Genomic DNA, 19,220 nt, shown 5'->3' with positions numbered 1-19,220 from the left:
CTGTGATAGCTAGCGGCCACCATAGAGGGCCCCAGCCATCTCTGACCTCTTCAAGAATCCAGGCTTTGTTAAAGCATCTTGTCAGTAGGCAGGGTGCTTTGCCAAGGTGAAGAAACAGGATGCAGACTCAGGAGCCCGATTATGCAACCTATTGAAGCGATCAATATTTCCCAGCAACTGGATGCGGTGGCGATGCCCGCGGTAAAAGTGAATGGTGTGGAACTGGACAGCGAGGCCATCGCTGCCGAGATGCAATACCATCCCGCCGATACCCTTGAGCAGGCTTGGCAACAAGCGGCCCAGGCGCTGGTGGTGCGTCAGTTACTGGTGGACGAAGCCCATAAGCTTGGTTTGGCCATCAGCCCGTTAGAGGGCGAAAGCGATGAGGAAGCGGCGATTCGCTCCCTATTAGCTGAGCAGGTGCAGCGCCCTGAAGCCAGCGAGGAAGACTGCAAACAGTATTTCGCCAGTAATCCTGAGCGTTTTAAAACCCCGGTTATTCTAGCCGCCAGTCATATCCTGCTCGCCGCACATCCGGATGATGCCCAGGCCAGAGTCCGTGCCCAGGCCGAGGCGGAGGCGTTAATTGCCCAGTTGCAACAGCAGCCGGATAGCTTTGCCCGCCTAGCCAAGCAGCATTCTGCCTGTCCTTCCAAAGAGATGGATGGCAGCCTGGGCCAGCTCAGTAAAGGCCAGACTGTACCAGAGTTTGAGCGCCCCCTGTTTAGTCTGCCACTGGGTTTGGCGGCACGGCCGATTGAAAGCCGCTATGGCTTCCATGTGGTGCGTATCGATTACCGTGAAGAGGGCCAATCCCTGCCTTACGAGCAGGTACAGGACAAGATTCGTCAGTACTTAAATGAGCGGGTATTCCGTACGGCGATTGGCCAGTACATTCGTGTACTCGCCGGACAGGCGGAGATTGAAGGCATTGATTTTGAGGCGGCGGACTCTATGCTGATCCAGTAACTACTTACTGGGGCCTGTCATGCTAAGCAACTTATTACGCAACAATGAAGCCTGGGCGCAACGGATGGAACAGGAGCGCCCGGGCTTTTTTAAGGTCTTATCTGCGCAACAAACGCCGGATTACCTGTGGATCGGTTGCTCGGACTCACGGGTGCCCGCCAATGAAATTGTTGGCCTGTTACCGGGGGAAATTTTTGTCCACCGTAATATTGCCAACCAGGTGATTCACACCGATCTGAATTGTTTGTCAGTGCTGTATTACGCGGTGGAATACCTCAAGGTTAAGCACATTATTGTCTGTGGGCACTATGGTTGTGGCGGAGTAAAGGCTGCGATGGAAAATGGTGACTATGGTTTTATCGACAACTGGCTGCGTCATATCAAGGACACCTATCAGCTAAATGTAGAGGAGCTACAGCAGCTGGATGAGCCAGCCCGCTTTGACCGCCTCTGTGAGCTGAACGTGATCCGCCAGGTACAGCATGTAAGCCAGACCAAGGTGGTGCAGCGTGCCTGGCAGCAAGGGCGGGAGCTGGCCATCCATGGCTGGACCTATGCGATTGAAGATGGCCGCATCCGTGATCTGCATGTGGATATCAACAGCCAGGAGCAAATCGCCGCCATCTATCAGTTACCCCCACTGGCCAAATGAAGCCTCGTACCGTCTTGGCGATGCAGCAATTGATTGCACAGGTGCGCCAGGCGGTACCCTTTGCCACCCCGGTATCCGTACTCTGTACCGGGGTCTGTCATGGCTGCTCGAAAAAACTGCTGGATTTTCTCGATCTGGAGTTACTGGAATGGGAGCAGCGCTTAGCCCAGGGAGAGACTCCAACCCTGGGTGACCTGCAAAAGCTGGCGAAAACCAGCCAAAAAGTGTATCGGGTGCTGGCCAAAAATGGCCTGGTGCCAGCGCTCACCAGCCTTTGACTTGTGCTCTTTCGTCATGGCCGCTATAGGCAGCTAAACCTTTGAATTCAAGGTGTTGACGTGTCTTCATCTTTATCGATTCTGGGCTCCATTGTGGAGTTGACCGAGCAGCGAGATCTGGATTCGCTGGACTACAGCTTAGCGGCCAGTTTGGCGGAAATGTTGCCAATTCAAGCGCTGCGCTTATATAAGCTCAATGCTCATGAGCAGTGGCAGGAGGCCGAACTGGCGGTCAATTTACGCATTGATACCAGCCAAGAGGGCACTGCGGTGCAGTGGCTAGAGCAGGCTTATGGCGTGAGCCCACCTGGTCGTACCAGGGTGAGCTGGCATGAACAACGTAATGTCTACACTGAGGATAGTGGCCATCATTTCAGTTGGTGTCCCATTCTGCTGAATGCCAAGGTGATGGGAGCCTTAGAGCTAGAGTCGAACAATAGCCTGGTTGACCATGATGAACTGATCTATGGGATGACGCGGATCTACAGCAACTACCTGTTTTTGCTGAATGAGAGCTACAAAGACAAGCTGACCGGACTCTATAACCGCCGCGCCTTTGAGCAGAGAGTCAGCCAATTAAGCCAACAGTCACAGCCGGAAGGGAGGCTGTCGATTTGGCTGGCTATCGTCGATATTGACCACTTTAAGCAGGTGAATGATAGCTATGGTCACCTCTACGGCGATGAGATTCTGATTAGTTTGGCCAATGCTTTACGGCAGGGTTTTCGTGAGCAGGACCGCATCTACCGTTTTGGCGGGGAGGAGTTTGTGATCCTGTTTGATGCTCCCTCTGAGGAGCGTGCGCATCAACGGCTGAATACCGTACGTTTAAAGGTGGCGGAACGGGTAAAAGCCAAGCTGAAGCCCATCACCATTAGCGTGGGTTATATGCGGCTGGACAAGCAGCTGTACCCCACGCTGATTCTGGAAAAGGCCGATAAAGCCCTGTACTACGCCAAAGAGCAAGGGCGCAATCAGGTCGTCAGTTATGCTGAGTTAGTGCGTACCGCTCAACTCAGTGATGAGGGACCGGAGATGCAGGTTGAACTGTTTTAACCTCTGACGGCCTACCTTTCCCGGCAAAAGACACCTTAAACGCTGGCGTACCAGGAGTAAGCTGCTTATGTTTACAGCAGTGGGAACAAGGAGCCTGGCATGAGTAAACTCAAGCATGAATCTGAATTAGCCAAAGAAGCCGTACGGGTCGGTATGCTGTATGCGCAGAAGCGTGCGGTAGCGGAGTTTGAGGCTACCGATTCGTCGAATGCCAAAATAGAGTATGTTTACCGGTTGCTGGTGCATGACAAGCTGATTCAGCCCCTGGCCAAGGGGCAGGAGAGCTTGCCCAATATGAAGCATAAACTGGCGTTATGGATGTCACGGCAATTGCCGCAAGGACATCCGCTTAATCAGTAAGGATGGATGATGAGCATGAAGATAAAGCAAGGTGTAGGGGCGGTTGCGCTGTTGCTGGTGTCATTAGGCTTGCTTGGCTGTGCGGGGCAGGGTAAACCCAGCCGGGCCTCCTGTGCTGCCCAAGTGGATGCCGCCTGGCAGGAGTTGGATTTAGCCAAGGCTGAAGGCTTCGCCGGCACGGTAAGCTACACCAAGGCAGCGGGACTGTTGTCGGTGGCGAAAACCATGCAAACCGTGGAAAACTTCGGCGGCTGCTATGAGCAGGCGAAAAAGGCCCGCTTTTATATTGGCGAGTCCCGTAAGGGACGTTAATCAAGAGCCGCAAGGGGCGTTAATCAAGAGCCGCAAGGGGCGTTAATCAAGAGCCGCAAGGGGCGTTAATCAAGAGCCGCAAGGGACGTTAATCAAGAGCCGCAAGGGACGTTAATAAAAGGGTTAAATAGCCGGCTGTAACAGTGTTGAGCATGGCGTACTTCACCCGCCATAAGGTACTGCGCTAGGTGCGAGTACCTAGCTGCTCTAACTGGACTTCATTTTTACGCTGACGCCCGTTACTTCTCGCGGGCGTGTTTTCCAGTGCCGCTTGATAGGCTAAGCGCCCCCAGTAGAGAGCTTCATCACTGTCTTCATAGATTGTTGCGGGGGCCTGGAAGTAACCCATTTTGATTGGCCGTCGCCCCAGGGTATAGACAAAGGGTTGCAACCCCTCGGCTTCAAATAAGCCTCGGCTGGCGGGGCTGGTTTTCAAATACAGGTTTTCATCGGCAATCAGGGCAAACATCAGCCCCTGATGGAAGACGCCATAGCCGCCAAACATCGGGCGAATCTGAATCGGGCCAAGGCTTTGAAAAACTTCATGTAGGTAGTCATTAAACGCGCTCACTATTACCTCCATGCAGGTTCGGGCAGGGCCCTTGTTATTGTTGGCAAGCTGCTTGTGGAAATGAATTTCCAGCAGAGGTTAGAGCATTCTAGAAGAGACTGATCAATTTTCCAGCATTGAGAGACAAGGAAAGCGTCGATAGCCACAGGGGTGACTATCGACTGGCATAAGCTGGGTTAAGCGGCAACCATGCCGTGCGGATCAATCACATACTTGGTGGCGGCACCGCCATCAAATTCGGCGTAGCCATTAGGGGCCTGATCCAGGCTGATCACCTGGACGTTGACGGCCTTAGCGATCTGTACCTTGTCAAACAGGATGGATTGCATCAGCTGGCGATGGTACTTCATCACAGGGCACTGGCCAGTATGGAAGGAGTGGGACTTGGCCCAACCCAAACCAAAACGCATGCTCAGGGCACCGACCTTGGCGGCTTCATCGATGGCACCGGGATCCTCGGTGACGTACAGACCGGGAATACCAATCTGGCCGCCGGCACGGGTCAACTGCATGGCGGAGTTGAGCACGGTAGCGGGCTTTTCTTCATGGTGATGGCAGCCACAGGCGTGGGCTTCAAAGCCAACGCAGTCAACGAAGGCATCCACTTCGGGCACGCCCAGAATGGCTTCAACCTTATCGGCGATATCGCCTTCCTGTTTCAAGTCGATCGTTTCACAGCCAAAGCTGCGGGCCTGGGCCAGGCGATCATCAATCATGTCACCGACGATCACACAGGCAGCCCCTAGCAGCTGAGCGGATACGGCAGCGGCCAAGCCGACTGGGCCAGCGCCGGCGATGTAAACGGTGGAACCAGGGCCCACCCCAGCGGTAACACAACCATGGAAGCCAGTGGGGAAGATGTCAGATAGCAGGGTCAGGTCACGGATTTTCTCCATCGCCTGATCCTTATCGGGGAATTTCAGCAGGTTAAAATCGGCGTAGGGCACCATCACATATTCGGCCTGCCCACCTACCCAGCCACCCATATCAACATAGCCATAAGCGGCACCGGGGCGGGCGGGGTTAACGTTCAAACAGATACCGGTTTTGCCTTCTTTACAGTTGCGGCAACGGCCACAGGCGATGTTAAAGGGCACGGAGACCAGATCGCCGGGCTTAACAAACTCAACATCACGACCGCACTCGACCACCAGTCCGGTAATCTCATGGCCTAACACTAGGCCAGCGGGGGCAGTGGTACGGCCACGCACCATGTGCTGGTCACTGCCGCAGATATTGGTGGAAACCACTTTGAGGATGACCCCGTGGTCGCACTTGCGCCCACCCAGTGCCAGTTCCGGGTAGGGGATATTCTGTACTTCAACTTTGCCAGGGCCTTGATAGACGACGCCGCGGTTGCCGTGGTTGGAACACATAGGCTTCTCCTTTGATCGGCTTGATCAGCTGTTGTTGTTTTTATCTGGGGTGACCAGAAAGGGCCGGAACCTGCTGCCCTTCTTGCTGATTTGGGCAGCGAAGAGCGGGGTAGAGCAGCAGGCCCCAAGGCATCCTAGGTGTTCAAAACGCCAGCAACATGTCTGAACGAGGCATGTACATATCCAGCTAAGACATAAGTTACGGCAGGGTTCGGTTCTGACTAGTTTGAGGTCGTAGCCTGACATGAGGTTTGGCGGCGCTGTTTTGATAATGCTTCCATCACTTTACGGAGGTAGCCCAGTATGGCCATCAGCGTCTTTGATCTGTTCAAAATCGGCATCGGGCCATCCAGTTCACACACAGTGGGGCCGATGCGTGCCGCCGCCGAATTTGCTGAGCGTTTAGCCAGCTTGGGGGTTGAGCAGGTGAGTCGGGTGGAGGTGCGCCTCTATGGTTCCCTGAGCGCCACTGGCATTGGTCATGGTACGGATACCGCTACCCTGATGGGATTAATGGGGGAGTGGCCTGATCAAATTGATCCGGATTGCATCGCCCCACGGGTCGTCGCCATCAAGGCGGAGGGCAAACTGGCTTTGCTCAATCGGCACAGTATCGCCTTTAACTGGCAGCAGGATCTGCTGTTGCTGGAGGAGAGTCTGCCCTATCACCCTAATGCCATGCGCTTAACCGCCTGGGCAGGTGAGGAACTGCTTTATCAAAATACCTACTATTCCATCGGTGGTGGCTTCGTGGTGGATGAGGCCCAGGCTCAGTTGGGGGCCAATGCGGTGGAAGAGGTCGCGTTGCCCTATGAATTCAATAGTGGCAAACAGTTGCTGGCGTTGTGCCGTCAACATGGGTTACGGGTTTCTGAGCTGATGATGGCCAATGAGTTGGTTTGGCGCTCAGAGGCAGAAATCCGTCAGGGACTGCTTGGGATCTGGCAGGCAATGCAAGCCTGTGTCGAGCGGGGCTGGTCGCAGCAAGGGGTGTTGCCTGGTGGCTTGAATGTGAAACGGCGGGCGGCACGTCTGCATGCTTCCCTGACCCAGGCCAGCCATGCCAATGTGATTAGCTCGACCTTGAATGCGATGGATTGGGTCAATCTGTATGCCTTGGCAGTTAATGAAGAGAATGCCGCCGGTGGCCGCATGGTGACAGCCCCGACTAATGGGGCGGCGGGCATTATTCCGGCGGTGCTGCATTACTACATGGATTTTAAGCCCGAGGCCCGGGAAGAAGATGTGGTGGACTTCCTGCTAGCCGCCGCAGCGGTTGGCATTCTGTGTAAAAAGAATGCTTCTATCTCCGGTGCTGAAGTAGGTTGCCAAGGGGAAGTGGGTTCGGCCTGTGCGATGGCCGCAGCGGGTCTAACCGAGGTCATGGGCGGCACTCCGGAACAGGTAGAAAATGCCGCCGAGATTGGTCTTGAGCATAACCTTGGGTTAACCTGCGATCCGGTGGGTGGCTTAGTCCAGGTGCCCTGCATTGAGCGCAATGCGATAGCGGCGATGAAGGCGATCAATGCCACTCAACTGGCTCTGCGTGGTGACGGTGAGCACTTTATCTCGCTGGATAAAGCGATCAAAACCATGATGGAAACCGGCAAAGACATGCAAGACAAATACAAAGAAACCTCGCGCGGTGGCCTGGCCGTCAATGCCATCGAGTGCTGAAGGTGCGGGGCAGTGCACTGCCCCTTCAACTGAGCGGAGTAGGACTATGCAGCCCAAACAGGCCCCCTGGATTTTACGTGCCCACTGCTACAGCAAGTTAGGCACGGTGGATGCGGTCACCGGCTTTTTAAAGAGCAGCGGCAATTACATTACCGAGTTGCACTCTTTTGATGATCGTTTAGCCAGTCGCTTTTTCATTCGGGCAGAGTTTCGCCCGGAGCAGGGGTTCGATGAGGCCGCCTTTCGCGCCGGTTTCGCTGAACGGGCCGCCACCTTTGAGATGGAGTGGGACCTGACCCCGCCGGGGCATAAAACCAAGGTGGTGATTTTGGTCTCTAAGTATGACCACTGTCTGAATGACCTGCTGTATCGCTACCGTACCGGCCAGCTCAATATTGAAATACCGGCGATCATTTCTAATCATCCTGATCTGCAGGCTTTAGCAGACTGGCATGGTATTCCTTACTATCACTTCCCGATTACGGCGGAGACTAAGCTGCAACAGGAAGAGCAAATCTGGCAGGTTATTCAGCAATCCGAGGCGGAGCTGGTGGTGTTAGCACGCTACATGCAGGTGCTATCGCCGGTGATGTGTCAGCGCCTGGATGGCTGGGCCATCAATATCCACCATTCGTTACTGCCCGGCTTTAAAGGGGCACGGCCTTATCATCAAGCCTATGAAAAAGGGGTGAAACTGGTGGGGGCTACCGCGCATTACGTCAATAATGCCCTGGATGAGGGGCCGATCATCACCCAAAGCGTACAGGCGGTAGACCATGCCCATTATCCCGAGGACTTGGTTGCCAAAGGTCAGGACACTGAATGCCTGACGTTAGCGAAGGCGGTGGCTTTTCATATTGAACGGCGGGTATTTTTGCATGGTAATCGCACGGTGGTGTTCCCGCGCTAAGGTGCCGCTTCCTGTGATGCTTTGTGCGCCCGGCTTGTAGTCGGGCGTTTTGCTTTTACAGGGCGCTGGGTAGGGAGTCTAAAGTAGCGAATCTAAGGTAGCCAATACCCGCGTTAACCAGGGGTGGCCTGCACTTAACAACCAATAGAGTCCTGCCAGATTGGCTGCCACCGTTAACCAATAAACCGCTATAAACTTGCCCTTGTTAGTCTTATGCCGAAAGCGGTTCTGTGCCCAGAAAGCGCCGGGCCAGCCCCCTGCCAGTGCCAGCAGATGTAACTGACTTTCCGGTGTGCGCCAGCGGTTACCTCGGGCGGCAGATTTATCAAGACCATAGAAGATAACGCTGAGCAGACTGATGCCAGCGTAAAAATAAAGCAGTTCCAGCGGCAGCCGGCCTAACAGCGCCATCGCTGCCAAGCCTAGGCAAAACATCAGGGTAAAGAACGAGCCCAGGCGGCGAGAGGGTCGGCGTGCTTGCTCAGGTCTGGAGCGATCATTGAGCAGGCTAATCTGCTGAGCCTGGTAGCGACCACCCTGCTGTTGGTGGAGAGAGTAGCTGATCAGGTCGCCATTGATGGGGCGGCGAGAGGGCGAGGTGAAGGCTTTGATATGGACCAAGGCTTTTGCACCGCCGCCATTAGGTTCGACGAAGCCAAAGCCCTTGGCATCATTCCAATCGGTCAGCTTGCCTTGATAACGCATAGTTTGTCCTGGTCAGGGGCAGAGGGGGAGTGCGATTTTGCCGTCATCAGCGCGCCTAGCTTGGCAGATTGCTCGGCATCAGGGCAGAGGAAGAGCAGAGAAAAAAAGCCCCGGGGCTTACCTGAGGGGGTAGGATCCGGGGCGGCAACGATGCAGGGAATGGATTCAAGGGGGCCTGAGCGGGGAGGAGCCCTCCTACCCCGGCCCAGGCAAATCAGCCGTAAGCTTAGGCTGCTCTGAGGCGTGACCAGCACGGCCCAGGGCAGGGTGAGCTATTAGCCGAACTGGTTCATGGTGTTGTCTTTGCCGGATGCTTTCAGCGCGGCATCACCAGAGAAGTACTCTTTGTGGTCGTCACCCATATCGGAGCCGGCCATGTTTTGGTGTCTGACGCAGGCGATACCCTGACGGATTTCCTTACGCTGTACACCCGCGACGTAACCCAGCATACCGGCTTCACCGAAGTACTCTTTGGCCAGGTTGTCGGTAGACAGGGCCGCGGTGTGGTAAGTCGGCAGGGTGATCAGGTGGTGGAAGATGCCTGCTTCACGGGCCGCATCACGCTGGAAGCTCTGGATACGACGATCCGCTTCGACAGACAGTTCGCTATCGTCGTACTCAGCGCTCATCAGGTTAGCGCGGTCGTAAGCAGACAGATCCTTACCTTCTGCACTCCAGGCATCAAACACCTGCTGACGGAAGTTCAGCGTCCAGTTGAAAGAGGGGCTGTTGTTGTAAACCAGCTTGGCGTTGGGTACCACTTCACGGATGCGGTCTACCATGCCCTTGATCTGGCCAACGTGAGGCTTCTCGGTCTCGATCCACAGCAGGTCAGCGCCGTTCTGCAGGGAGGTGATGCAGTCCAGTACCACACGGTCTTCACCGGAGCCACGCTTGAACTGGAACAGTCCAGAAGGCAGGCGCTTGGGCTTGAGCAGTTTACCGTTGGCTTTTACTACCACGTCACCGTTATTGATGTCGTCGGCGCTCTGCACGTAATCCCCATCCAGGAAGGAGTTGTACAGGTCGCCCAGGTCGCCTGGCTCGTTAGTGACGGCGATCTGCTTGGTCAGGCCGGCGCCCAGGGAGTCGGTACGGGCAACAATCACGCCGTCTTCTACCCCCAGCTCCAGGAAGGCGTAACGTACAGCACGGATCTTAGCCAGGAAATCAGCATGGGGAACGGTGACTTTACCGTCCTGGTGGCCGCACTGCTTCTCATCGGAAACCTGGTTTTCGATCTGGATGGCGCAGGCGCCTGCTTCAATCATCTTCTTGGCCAGCAGGTAGGTGGCCTCTTCGTTACCGAAGCCCGCATCAATGTCAGCAATGATGGGTACCACGTGGGTTTCGAAGTTATCAATCTTGCTCTGTACTGCAGCTTCACGGGCACTGTCACCGGCTTCGCGAGCGGCATCCAGTTCACGGAACAGACCACCCAGTTCACGGGCATCTGCCTGACGCAGGAAGGTGTACAGCTCTTCGATCAGCGCGGGAACAGAGGTTTTCTCGTGCATAGACTGGTCAGGCAGCGGCCCAAACTGAGAGCGCAGGGCGGCAATCATCCAGCCAGACAGGTACAGGTAGCGCTTGTTGGTGGTGCCAAAATGTTTCTTGATCGCGATCAGCTTCTGCTGACCGATAAAGCCATGCCAGCAGCCCAGAGATTGGGTGTACTTGGAGGAGTCGGCATCGTACTCGGCCATATCCTGACGCATGATCTTGGCGGTGTAACGGGCAATGTCCAGACCGGTTTTGAAGCGGTTCTGAATCCGCATGCGAGCAGCATATTCCGGATTGATCGCTTCCCAGCTGCTGCCGTTGGCGGCACGTACAGTAGCAATGTTATCGATCTCGTTTTTGTAAGCTGACATGGCTGTTCCTCACAGTGTTCGCTATTTGGTTCAGGGTTCCACCTTATTTCTGCCTTAGGCTGATTGGCCTGGGTGGAGCCCTTGTCCTGTTGCCGGGATGATCGGCTTCGGGTTGCATTCATCATGGAGTGTCGACAGCTTGAGTGTCAAAACGATTTTGTGCGTAGCAGCAAAGCTTGTATTAGAACTACAAGGCTAACCTGCTATGAAATGTAGTTTTACTACACCATAAGATGATTGCTGCATTGCAGCGATAATAGGTAAATAAAGGGGTGTGTGAATATTTGCAGAGTTTTTTCGACTTTTGTCGAGCGCCTAAAAATGATTTTTTACACAAACTATTTGGAATATTAAATCATTTTTTATATTCCAAAATTATCTAAATTGGTTTGACTACAAGAAAAGTGTTGTCGACAACTTTTGCGACTTTCGCAGTAAGGGCTTAGACCGAAAGATTGGGGGAGGAGGTCTAAAGAGTAGGGATAGCTTGCCTACGCTGGTCAGGCAAAGGCCCGGGACGCGGAGCAAACCACTCAAGCCTGGAGGAAAAGGGTTAGCCAAAAGCGACAGTTTGCCCAACCGCAGCGGATAACTGGGTGTAAGAGAGGGAAGTAGTCATATGGCTGACGTTTTTAGCATGGTGGAATAAGGATTTTTTATGTTGAACGTTCAGTTAACTTAATGCTGTTTGTGTCAAAAATGTGACGGTGGTACAGGGTGAAGGGCGAATGACCCCAGGTTGGTTAAGCCTCGGGTATCACTCTTCTTCTGCGGGGTGGAAGAGCGCGTAACAATAATAAATTAGAGGAAGAAACCAATGCGCAAACAATGGAAAACCCTGGCCCTTGCCGGAGCAGGCATGCTGCTGATGAGTCAGATGAGCATCGCGGCCACCCAGGTAAAGAATGTCATCCTGATGATTGGTGATGGCATGGGCCCGCAGCAGGTGGGTCTGTTGGAAAGTTATGCTCAGCTTGCCCCTCAGCAGCAGATTTACCAGGATCGCCAGTCCTTTATGGCGAAGCTGGCCGCACAGGGAAAAATGGGCTCATCAATGACCTATCCCGATAATGCCCTGGTGGTGGACTCCGCCTGTTCTGCTACCCAACTGGCTTTAGGCAGAATGGCCCCTTCTGAAGTGATAGGTTTGGATGCGGAGGGTAACCCTCAGGAAACCGTGCTGGAGAAAGCCAAGCGTTTGGGTAAGGCCACAGGCTTGGTGTCGGATACCCGCCTGACCCATGCCACCCCCGCCTCCTTTGCCGCCCATCAACCGCACCGATCGCTGGAAAATGAAATTGCCGTCGATATGCTCAATACCGGGGTCGATGTGATGCTGTCCGGGGGCATTCGACACTTTATTCCCAAGTCTACCAATGACAAGGGCGAGGTGTATCAGCAGTTAGAGGCCTTGACCCAGGGCAGTGTGAAGCTGAAATCCAAGCGTAAGGATGAGCGTAACCTGATCACCGAAGCGCAGCAGCAGGGCTATCAACTGGCCTTTAACCGCAATCAGCTTGCCGCCACGGGCGATGGCAAGGTGCTAGGACTGTTTGCCTATTCCGGCATGATGGACGGTATTCGTTACACTAAAGCCAAAGAGGACGCCGCCCGTACCGAGCCCACCTTAAAAGAAATGACCGAGAAGGCTTTGAGCCTGCTGGAAAAAGATGAAGACGGCTTTTTCCTGATGGTGGAAGGCGGACAAATTGACTGGGCCGGGCATAACAACGATGCGGGCACCATGCTGCATGAGATGCTGAAGTTTGACGAAGCGATAGGGGCGGTGCATGCCTGGGCACAAGGCCGCGAGGATACCCTGATCATTGTCACGGCTGACCATGAAACCGGCTCCTTTGGCTTTAGCTACTCTGCTGCTGATATTCCTGCTCCCTCCAAGTTGCCTGGCAGTGGTTTTGCCAATCAGGACTTTGCCCCGGCATTTAACTTTGGTGGCTTGGCCATTCTCGATCGTCTCTATGCTCAGTCGTTAAGCTTCCAGGACATGATGGATAGCTTCCGTGCCTTGGAGCAGAGCGAGCAGACCCCGGCTAAACTGGCAGAGATCATCAATGCTGCTAGCGAGTTCAAAGTAACGGAAGAACAGGCTGCCAAAGTATTGGTGATGACGCCTAACCCCTACCGTCATGAAGGGCATGGCTACCTGGATGTGGAAGAGATTCCCAAGGTTGATGACTTCCAGGCCTTCTACGTTTATCCGGACGAAATCCATCTTGACCTGATTGGTCGGCAGATGGCGGAGCAGCAGAACGTGGTATGGGGCACCGGCACCCATACCCATACACCGGTGCAGGTGGTGGCCTGGGGACCGGCTGACTTGACCGAGCCTCTGTCCGCTATGGTACATCACCGGGATGTGGGGGCCTTGATGATGCAGGCCCTGGGAGACTAAGCTGCCACAGCCAAGCAGGATCGCGCAGGGCCACTTTGTTGGCCCTGCTGTTTTAGCAATGAGGACAGCCATGGCCACCCGTTTTACCAGCCTCTTTACCCGGGGCAAAAAGATCGAGCGTAAGATCGATGACTTCTTCGACAAAATCATCCTAAGTGGCTTGATTTACCAGCAGGCTTTGCAGATTTACCTGGAGTCTGGCCCTGATCACCCTAGCTATGCGGAAAAAATGCAGCAGGTGGAGAAACTGGAAAGCAAAGGGGATCAGCTGCGCCGCGATGTGGAAACCGAGCTGTATGTGAAAACCCTGATTCCAGACCTGCGGGGGGATGTGCTTAACCTGTTGGAAGATATGGATGGCCTGAGTAACCTGTTTCAATCTGCACTGTTTCGCTTACACAGCGAGCGTCCGACTTTTCCGGCTAACTGCCATGAGGATTTGCATACCCTGGTGCAGGTGGTATGCCGTTGTGCTGAAGAGGTGGTGCAGGCTGCCAGGGCTTATTTCCGCCAAATCAGTAAGGTGCGTGAACGCTGTTTAGAAGTGCAGCGGCTCGAAACCGAAGCAGACAAACTGAGCACGCGGCTGTTAACTGCGGTCTTTGATTCAGAGCGGGATCTGGCGGAAAAAATCCAGCTGCGCTACTTCATCGAGCGCATCGATGCGATTGCCAACAATGCTGAAGATATCAGCGACCGCCTGAGCATCTATGCGATTAAACGGCGGATTTAATCCGGCTTCAGTATCACCTTTTGCTGATGCTCAGTATGTTTGGCTATCAGTAGAAATGCCTTAGCCTGCCTGTTATGCCTCTTCCTGAGGCTGGTCTTTATTGCTGATGGTAAATAAAGGCTATCTGCGACCTGCTGGCTAAGGAACACCTTATGAAAAAAGTACTCTCTGCTCTCCCCCTGGCCTTATTAGCCCAGGCTGTCTGGGCGACTGAGACGGTGGACTTGATTCTCCATAACGCCCGTATTTACCAAGGTGAGGCTGAGCCTGCCCAGGCGCTGGTGATAGGCGCAGGTCGCATTCTCTATGTGGGCAGTGACAGCCAGGCCCGTCAGTGGCAGCAGACACAAACCGAGTTGTGGGATATGCAGGGAGCCTTGGTGCTGCCCGGCTTTATTGATGCCCATAATCATGTGTTTGAAGCCAGGGCCCAGCTTGAGCCTTACTGCCAATTAGATGAGCAAGCTAACCTGAGTCAGCAGCGTGCGGCCTTGCAGGCTTGCCAGGGTGACTACCCGCATGGCACTTGGCTGCAAGGTGGCGGGCATAACCTGGAAGCGCTGCTGGAGGATGACTCCGGCTTGACTCCCCGCGCCCTGCTGGATGAGTTTTTCCCCCATAACCCTGTGGTGTTGATGGAGCGCACTTCGCACTCGGTGTTGGCAAACTCACAGGCTCTGGCGCTTGCGGGTTTTACGGATGACAGCGCCGATCCTCAGGGTGGGCGTTTATTACGGGATGAACAGGGCCGCTTGAATGGCTTGCTCTTTGATGCTGCCGGTGACCACCTGCTGGAGCTGGCGTGGAATGCGGTAGCCGATCGGCCAGCCTTTAACCTGGCCAGCCTCCAGGCAGGATTGGCCGAACTGAGCCAGTATGGCATCACCACCCTGGGGGACGGGCGTTTGTACTGGCGCCGTGGTTGGTTGGAAACCTGGCAGCAACTCGAACAGCAAGGGCGCCTGCCTGTGAGAGCCCTGGTGCGTCCCTGGATTTATCCGGATGTGCCAATGGCGCAACAGCTGCCTTTTCTACATCAGGCCTATCAAGCCGACCCTGAGCGGTTATTACAGGTCAGTCAGGTCAAAATGTATGCCGATGGCATCCTGATCAATAACAGCGCCCGCACCCTGGCTCCTTATCAGTTTGAGTGGTTCCCAGGGACGCCCTATGGTTTTAACTACCTGGATGAGGCGAGTATGCGCCAGTGGTTGGCTGCATTGGCCCCGCTTGGCTATGGCGCCATGATTCATGTCATTGGCGATGCGGGGGCATGGCAGGCGCTTAATGCCCTGGCATCTTTGCCGGCTGAGCAGCGCCAGGCTTGCTTTCTGACCCATGTGGAAATGCTGGCGGAAGAGGATATACCGCGCTTGGCGGCACTGGGGGTCAGCGCCGACTTTCAGGTGGGTGAGGAGTTTGCCGCAGACCCTCAGCAAGGCTGGGCGGCGGATTATGTAGGGCAAGCAGGATTGGACAGAATGTTACCCATCGCCCAAGTGGCCGCCAGCGGTGCCAATCTGGTGTTAAGCAGTGATTGGGATGTCAATGAACTCAATCCACTGCTGACTCTGAGCCATGCGCTGCGCCTGGGAGAGCGCGGTTTGCAGAGTCCTCACCAGGCGATTGCGGCCTATACCCTCAATGCGGCCAAAGCCTTGGGGCTTGAGCAGATAACCGGTAGCTTGGCGGTGGGTAAGTCGGCCGATTTGGTGGTATTGGATCGGGATATTACCCAGCTGAACCCTCAATATTGGCCACAGGCCCAGGTCGAACTGACCCTGTTACAGGGACGGGTGCAGTATCAGCGCTAGGGCAGTTCAGTAGCGGATGGAGACGGCATCAAGATTGAAAGTGATGATGTTGGCTCAGGCTCTGTAGCAGGGTGGCTCCCCAAGGCTGCAGTGCTAAGCCGGGCCGCCAGAGTAGTTCGACCCGTCGCAGAATCGGCCTGGGCTCAACCTGGCTGGTCAGGCAACGTAGCCGTCCTTGCGCCAGTTCGGTGGTGATGCAGGGCAGGGGAACAAAGCCATATCCCATCCCTTGTTCCAGGCACTGCAACAAACCGGACAGGCTGCCAAAAGCCAACCACTGGGGACTATAGAGGCCAGCAATGCTCTCATCCTCATGCTGACTGAGGATAAGCTCTGGATAGAGGCTGAGGCGCTCGCAGCTGATGGGTTCGTCACCCAGTGCCAGGGGATGTTGAGCGGCGACAGCCAGGACTTCCGCAAAACTGCCCAGACGCTGATAGCCGTATTCCGGGTAGTGTAAAGAGCTTTCTTCACATAGCAGGATGGCGTCCAACTGACCCTGGGTGAGTTGCTGCAGGAGGCTGTCCCGCTCCCCCTGACGACTGATCAGTTTGAGATGCGGAAGCTGTTTGGCGGCATGGGCCCAGGCCGGCGCCAAGCAGGGCCAGGGAACAAAATGCTCCACCCCTACGCGCAGGCTGGTGGGTTGGCCGCGGCTGAGGGCGAGGGCAGCGTCCGTCAGTTGCTGACTTTGGTCGACTAATAGCTGTGCCCGCTCCAGCAATTGTTGTCCCGCCTCGCTGAGCTGACTGTGATTGCCACTGCGGTTAAATAAGGCGAGGCCGAGATCGGCCTCCAGGTGGCTAATCCACTGACTCACCTGGGATTGATGCTTGCCCAGACGCCTGGCCGCTGCACTGATGGAGCCTAACTCCACCGCCAGGACAAAGGCTTGCAGGTGATGTAATTCCATCCGCTTACAGCGGTGCTAAATCCGGGTTTAATACCCGCGCTTTGGCCTCGGCGGAGGCCAGTAATTCGGCGGAGTAGTGATTGGCAACCAGGGCTTGGGCATCGCTGACCAGTTCGGCATGCTCAATGATAAAGGCTTGCCAGCTGTCATACTGACCCTGTTGCTGGCGTTGGTGAATCATCTTGGCCAGTGCATAGGTCAGGGTGGCGTGGAATTTATCGGCAGCCCCCAGGTGGGTGGCGTAACGCTGGATATCCTGGGCCAAACGTGCGGCCTGTTGAGTGAAGTCCCCCTGTTGCAGATAAAGCCAAGCCAGACGTACATGGCTTAAGTGATTAAATACCTCACCGGGCAGGCTTAGGTCAGTGAAGGCCTGCACAAACTGCTCATCGGTATAAATCATGGCTTGCTCCAATGGGGTTGCTTAAAGGCCTGGGCGAGGTAATCAACACACTGACGCACCTTGGGGGAAAGGTGGCGGCTCTTGGGATAGACCGCCCACACCCCGGCATCCTGATGCTGGTAATCCTCTAACAGGGCAACCAGCTCACCCTTGGCCAAAAAGGGGTCGACATAATAATCCGGTAATTGGGCGATGCCGAGGCCTTTTAATACGGCATCGAGAATGGCCGGGCCTGAGTTAGCCCGCCAGTTACCCTGTACCCGCAGGGCCCGACGGTGGCCATCAATCAGAAAGTGCCAGCTGTCGTTGGAACCAACCAGGCAGTTATGTTGCTGCAATTCGGCCAGGGTATGGGGACGGGGGTAACGGGCCAAGTAGGCCGGTGAGGCACAGACATATTCGCGCCGATCCGCCAGACGACGGGCGATCAGGGTGGAGTCTTCCAGCACGCCCAGGCGAATGGCCAGATCAAAGCCTTCGCTAACCAAGTCGACATTACGGTTGCTAAAGTGCATGTCCACATTGAGCTTGGGGTGGCGGGCGACAAAGTCATTTATCAGCGGGGCAATGTAGCGCTCACCAAAGATGGTGCTGCAACTTATCCGCAGTAAGCCCTTGGGCTCTGCCTGAAAGTGGGCGACTTCCAGCTCCGCCTCATTAAAACCATCGATCAGGTGCTTACAGTGCTCGTAATACAGCCGACCAACATCGGTCAGATTCAGTTGGCGGGTGGTGCGATAGAGCAGCTGGGTGCCGAGTTGCGCTTCCAGATTGCTCACCAGGCGACTGATATGGGAGCTGGACACCTTGAGCTTGCGTGCTGCGGCGGAAAAGCCATCCAGGCGCACGACCTCAACAAAGGCTTCGATACTTTCCCAACGATTCATGGTGGCTCCCGCGACATTATTGCTGAGTGGCAAAGGTCCTTATCTGGCTTTTTTCTGGCCGGTGACGACATGCCTGCCTAGACTGCCGGGCACAAGATAAGTCTAGGGCCTCCTCCGCTGCAAGGGGGAAATATGCCGCTTGCTTGAACCGCAAGAGGGTAAGCGCCCAATGACGACCGCAAGCGAGAGGAGTGACATGATGAAATCCCGTGCAGCAGTAGCCTGGGCCGCCGGCCAGCCATTAACCATTGAAGAAGTGGATGTGCAGGGGCCTAAAGCCGGAGAAGTCTTGGTGCGGATGGTGGCCACCGGGGTATGCCATACCGATGCCTTTACCCTGTCTGGGGATGACCCTGAAGGGATCTTCCCGGCTATTTTGGGCCATGAGGGCGGTGGGGTAGTGGAGGAAGTCGGGCCAGGGGTGACCTCTTTGAAACCCGGTGATCATGTGATTCCGCTGTACACCGCCGAATGCCGTCAGTGTAAGTTCTGCCTATCAGGCAAAACCAATCTGTGTCAGGCAGTGCGGGCGACTCAGGGCAAGGGCCTGATGCCGGACAGTACCACCCGCTTTTCGTTAAATGGCAAACCCATTTACCACTACATGGGCACTTCCACCTTCTCCGAATACACGGTAGTGCCTGAGATCTCCCTGGCCAAAATCAGCCAGGAGGCACCGCTGGATAAGGTGTGCCTGCTCGGTTGTGGCGTGACCACCGGCATTGGTGCGGTGCTCAATACCGCCAAGGTGGAGCCCGGCGCCAGTGTGGCGGTATTTGGTCTCGGTGGTATCGGCCTGTCGGTGGTGCAGGGGGCGGTGCTGGCCAAAGCGGGACGGATTATCGTGGTGGATATCAATGAAGATAAATTCGAGATGGCGCGGATGTTGGGCGCCACCGATTTCATTAATCCGAAAAACTACGATGCACCGATTCAGCAGGTGATTGTTGATCTTACCGATGGTGGGGTGGACTACTCCTTTGAATGTATCGGCAATGTCAATGTGATGCGGTCGGCCTTGGAGTGCTGCCATAAGGGGTGGGGGGAGTCGATCATCATTGGTGTGGCCGGTGCCGGACAGGAAATTTCCACCCGTCCCTTCCAGCTTGTTACTGGCAGGGTGTGGAAGGGTTCCGCTTTCGGTGGGGTGAAGGGGCGTACTGAGCTACCCGGTTATGTTGAGCGCTATATGCGTGGTGAGATCAAACTGGATGAGTTTGTCACCCACACCATGGGGCTGGAAGAGATCAACCGTGCTTTTGACCTGATGCATGAGGGCAAGAGCATTCGTTCGGTGATTCTGTTTTAACGGAGGCT

At 55.1% G+C, this 19,220-nt stretch carries 19 protein-coding genes; 12 read left to right on the top strand and 7 right to left on the bottom strand.

From position 1 onward, the window contains the following. Window positions 1-141 precede the first annotated feature (141 nt). The 6 genes from Q334_RS0114875 to Q334_RS0114850 all read left to right on the top strand — a co-directional run bounded on the left by Q334_RS0114875 (window position 142) and on the right by Q334_RS0114850 (window position 3,627). The gene (locus Q334_RS0114875) at window positions 142-969 is read left to right on the top strand and encodes a peptidylprolyl isomerase (protein WP_081414477.1); all 828 of its coding nucleotides are present in this window, start codon (window positions 142-144) and stop codon (window positions 967-969) included. Between the two features lie 19 nt (window positions 970-988). Next, window positions 989-1,621 (top strand): carbonate dehydratase, encoded by a 633-nt coding sequence (gene can, locus Q334_RS0114870; protein ID WP_027313907.1) that lies wholly within the window; start codon window positions 989-991, stop codon window positions 1,619-1,621. Next, window positions 1,618-1,899: a hypothetical protein gene (locus tag Q334_RS0114865; RefSeq protein ID WP_027313906.1), complete on the top strand. Its 282-nt coding sequence runs from the start codon at window positions 1,618-1,620 to the stop codon at window positions 1,897-1,899. The genes can and Q334_RS0114865 overlap by 4 nt, the downstream gene beginning before the upstream one ends. A gap of 60 nt (window positions 1,900-1,959) precedes the next feature. Next, window positions 1,960-2,955 carry a GGDEF domain-containing protein gene (locus tag Q334_RS19350; RefSeq protein WP_051527840.1) on the top strand — a complete coding sequence of 332 codons (996 nt, stop codon included), beginning with the start codon at window positions 1,960-1,962 and terminating at the stop codon, window positions 2,953-2,955. A 99-nt stretch (window positions 2,956-3,054) separates the two neighbouring features. Continuing rightward, window positions 3,055-3,315, top strand: a complete 261-nt coding sequence (locus Q334_RS0114855) for a DUF5062 family protein (protein ID WP_027313905.1) — start codon at window positions 3,055-3,057, stop codon at window positions 3,313-3,315. Between the two features lie 9 nt (window positions 3,316-3,324). Continuing rightward, window positions 3,325-3,627: a hypothetical protein gene (locus tag Q334_RS0114850; RefSeq protein WP_245593694.1), complete on the top strand. Its 303-nt coding sequence runs from the start codon at window positions 3,325-3,327 to the stop codon at window positions 3,625-3,627. A 184-nt stretch (window positions 3,628-3,811) separates the two neighbouring features. Here Q334_RS0114850 and Q334_RS0114845 read toward each other — a convergent pair whose 3' ends face one another. Further along, window positions 3,812-4,198, bottom strand: a complete 387-nt coding sequence (locus tag Q334_RS0114845) for a TfoX/Sxy family protein (protein WP_027313903.1) — start codon at window positions 4,196-4,198, stop codon at window positions 3,812-3,814. 176 nt (window positions 4,199-4,374) lie between these two features. Next, on the bottom strand, window positions 4,375-5,574 hold the full coding sequence (fdhA, locus tag Q334_RS0114840) for a formaldehyde dehydrogenase, glutathione-independent (protein ID WP_027313902.1): 1,200 nt from the start codon (window positions 5,572-5,574) through the stop codon (window positions 4,375-4,377). A gap of 303 nt (window positions 5,575-5,877) precedes the next feature. On the opposite strand from fdhA, the gene Q334_RS0114835 reads away from it, so the two are divergent. Next, window positions 5,878-7,251: an L-serine ammonia-lyase gene (locus Q334_RS0114835; protein ID WP_027313901.1), complete on the top strand. Its 1,374-nt coding sequence runs from the start codon at window positions 5,878-5,880 to the stop codon at window positions 7,249-7,251. 46 nt (window positions 7,252-7,297) lie between these two features. Then, a complete protein-coding gene (gene purU, locus Q334_RS0114830; protein ID WP_027313900.1) occupies window positions 7,298-8,161 on the top strand; it encodes a formyltetrahydrofolate deformylase in 864 nt (287 codons plus the stop codon). Between the two features lie 78 nt (window positions 8,162-8,239). On the opposite strand, the gene Q334_RS0114825 is transcribed toward purU, so the two are convergent. Then, on the bottom strand, window positions 8,240-8,866 hold the full coding sequence (locus Q334_RS0114825; protein WP_027313899.1) for a DUF1294 domain-containing protein: 627 nt from the start codon (window positions 8,864-8,866) through the stop codon (window positions 8,240-8,242). Between the two features lie 275 nt (window positions 8,867-9,141). Then, the gene (locus Q334_RS0114820; protein WP_027313898.1) at window positions 9,142-10,740 is read right to left on the bottom strand and encodes an isocitrate lyase; all 1,599 of its coding nucleotides are present in this window, start codon (window positions 10,738-10,740) and stop codon (window positions 9,142-9,144) included. A gap of 817 nt (window positions 10,741-11,557) precedes the next feature. Here Q334_RS0114820 and Q334_RS0114815 point away from each other — a divergent pair. The 3 genes from Q334_RS0114815 to Q334_RS0114805 all read left to right on the top strand — a co-directional run bounded on the left by Q334_RS0114815 (window position 11,558) and on the right by Q334_RS0114805 (window position 15,700). Beyond that, entirely contained in the window at window positions 11,558-13,153 is a 1,596-nt protein-coding gene (locus tag Q334_RS0114815) for an alkaline phosphatase (protein ID WP_035461668.1), read from the top strand. A gap of 70 nt (window positions 13,154-13,223) precedes the next feature. Then, on the top strand, window positions 13,224-13,886 hold the full coding sequence (locus Q334_RS0114810; RefSeq protein ID WP_035461666.1) for a DUF47 domain-containing protein: 663 nt from the start codon (window positions 13,224-13,226) through the stop codon (window positions 13,884-13,886). Between the two features lie 152 nt (window positions 13,887-14,038). Beyond that, entirely contained in the window at window positions 14,039-15,700 is a 1,662-nt protein-coding gene (locus Q334_RS0114805; protein ID WP_027313895.1) for an amidohydrolase, read from the top strand. 28 nt (window positions 15,701-15,728) lie between these two features. On the opposite strand, the gene Q334_RS0114800 is transcribed toward Q334_RS0114805, so the two are convergent. The 3 genes from Q334_RS0114800 to Q334_RS0114790 are packed head-to-tail and all read right to left on the bottom strand — an operon-like array spanning window position 15,729 to window position 17,903. After that, window positions 15,729-16,613 carry a LysR family transcriptional regulator gene (locus Q334_RS0114800; protein WP_027313894.1) on the bottom strand — a complete coding sequence of 295 codons (885 nt, stop codon included), beginning with the start codon at window positions 16,611-16,613 and terminating at the stop codon, window positions 15,729-15,731. A gap of 4 nt (window positions 16,614-16,617) precedes the next feature. Beyond that, on the bottom strand, window positions 16,618-17,016 hold the full coding sequence (locus Q334_RS20135; RefSeq protein WP_051527839.1) for a hypothetical protein: 399 nt from the start codon (window positions 17,014-17,016) through the stop codon (window positions 16,618-16,620). Continuing rightward, window positions 17,013-17,903, bottom strand: coding sequence for a LysR family transcriptional regulator (locus Q334_RS0114790; RefSeq protein WP_027313892.1), 891 nt, complete (start codon window positions 17,901-17,903; stop codon window positions 17,013-17,015). Before Q334_RS0114790 ends, Q334_RS20135 begins: the two co-directional genes overlap by 4 nt. A gap of 199 nt (window positions 17,904-18,102) precedes the next feature. Between Q334_RS0114790 and Q334_RS0114785 the strand changes: the two genes are divergently transcribed. Beyond that, window positions 18,103-19,212 carry an S-(hydroxymethyl)glutathione dehydrogenase/class III alcohol dehydrogenase gene (locus tag Q334_RS0114785; RefSeq protein WP_027313891.1) on the top strand — a complete coding sequence of 370 codons (1,110 nt, stop codon included), beginning with the start codon at window positions 18,103-18,105 and terminating at the stop codon, window positions 19,210-19,212. Window positions 19,213-19,220: the final 8 nt, after the last annotated feature.

This window comes from Balneatrix alpica DSM 16621 (assembly GCF_000619885.1).
Taxonomy (GTDB): domain Bacteria; phylum Pseudomonadota; class Gammaproteobacteria; order Pseudomonadales; family Balneatricaceae; genus Balneatrix; species Balneatrix alpica.
The sequence above is the reverse complement of the archived record's forward strand: the minus strand, read 5'-3'. Positions and strand labels throughout refer to the sequence as shown.

What these genes read in the sequence shown, in the direction of transcription:
- Q334_RS0114810 (WP_035461666.1), top strand. Translation starts at nt 13,224, where the DNA reads ATGGCCACCCGTTTTACCAGCCTCTTTACCCGGGGCAAAAAGATCGAG.
- Q334_RS0114865 (WP_027313906.1), top strand. Translation starts at nt 1,618, where the DNA reads ATGAAGCCTCGTACCGTCTTGGCGATGCAGCAATTGATTGCACAGGTG.
- Q334_RS0114855 (WP_027313905.1), top strand. Translation starts at nt 3,055, where the DNA reads ATGAGTAAACTCAAGCATGAATCTGAATTAGCCAAAGAAGCCGTACGG.
- purU (WP_027313900.1), top strand. Translation starts at nt 7,298, where the DNA reads ATGCAGCCCAAACAGGCCCCCTGGATTTTACGTGCCCACTGCTACAGC.
- Q334_RS0114805 (WP_027313895.1), top strand. Translation starts at nt 14,039, where the DNA reads ATGAAAAAAGTACTCTCTGCTCTCCCCCTGGCCTTATTAGCCCAGGCT.
- can (WP_027313907.1), top strand. Translation starts at nt 989, where the DNA reads ATGCTAAGCAACTTATTACGCAACAATGAAGCCTGGGCGCAACGGATG.
- Q334_RS0114820 (WP_027313898.1), bottom strand. Translation starts at nt 10,740, where the DNA reads ATGTCAGCTTACAAAAACGAGATCGATAACATTGCTACTGTACGTGCC.
- Q334_RS0114790 (WP_027313892.1), bottom strand. Translation starts at nt 17,903, where the DNA reads ATGAATCGTTGGGAAAGTATCGAAGCCTTTGTTGAGGTCGTGCGCCTG.
- Q334_RS0114815 (WP_035461668.1), top strand. Translation starts at nt 11,558, where the DNA reads ATGCGCAAACAATGGAAAACCCTGGCCCTTGCCGGAGCAGGCATGCTG.
- Q334_RS0114785 (WP_027313891.1), top strand. Translation starts at nt 18,103, where the DNA reads ATGAAATCCCGTGCAGCAGTAGCCTGGGCCGCCGGCCAGCCATTAACC.
- Q334_RS20135 (WP_051527839.1), bottom strand. Translation starts at nt 17,016, where the DNA reads ATGATTTATACCGATGAGCAGTTTGTGCAGGCCTTCACTGACCTAAGC.
- Q334_RS0114875 (WP_081414477.1), top strand. Translation starts at nt 142, where the DNA reads ATGCAACCTATTGAAGCGATCAATATTTCCCAGCAACTGGATGCGGTG.
- Q334_RS0114800 (WP_027313894.1), bottom strand. Translation starts at nt 16,613, where the DNA reads ATGGAATTACATCACCTGCAAGCCTTTGTCCTGGCGGTGGAGTTAGGC.
- Q334_RS0114835 (WP_027313901.1), top strand. Translation starts at nt 5,878, where the DNA reads ATGGCCATCAGCGTCTTTGATCTGTTCAAAATCGGCATCGGGCCATCC.
- fdhA (WP_027313902.1), bottom strand. Translation starts at nt 5,574, where the DNA reads ATGTGTTCCAACCACGGCAACCGCGGCGTCGTCTATCAAGGCCCTGGC.
- Q334_RS0114825 (WP_027313899.1), bottom strand. Translation starts at nt 8,866, where the DNA reads ATGCGTTATCAAGGCAAGCTGACCGATTGGAATGATGCCAAGGGCTTT.
- Q334_RS0114850 (WP_245593694.1), top strand. Translation starts at nt 3,325, where the DNA reads ATGAGCATGAAGATAAAGCAAGGTGTAGGGGCGGTTGCGCTGTTGCTG.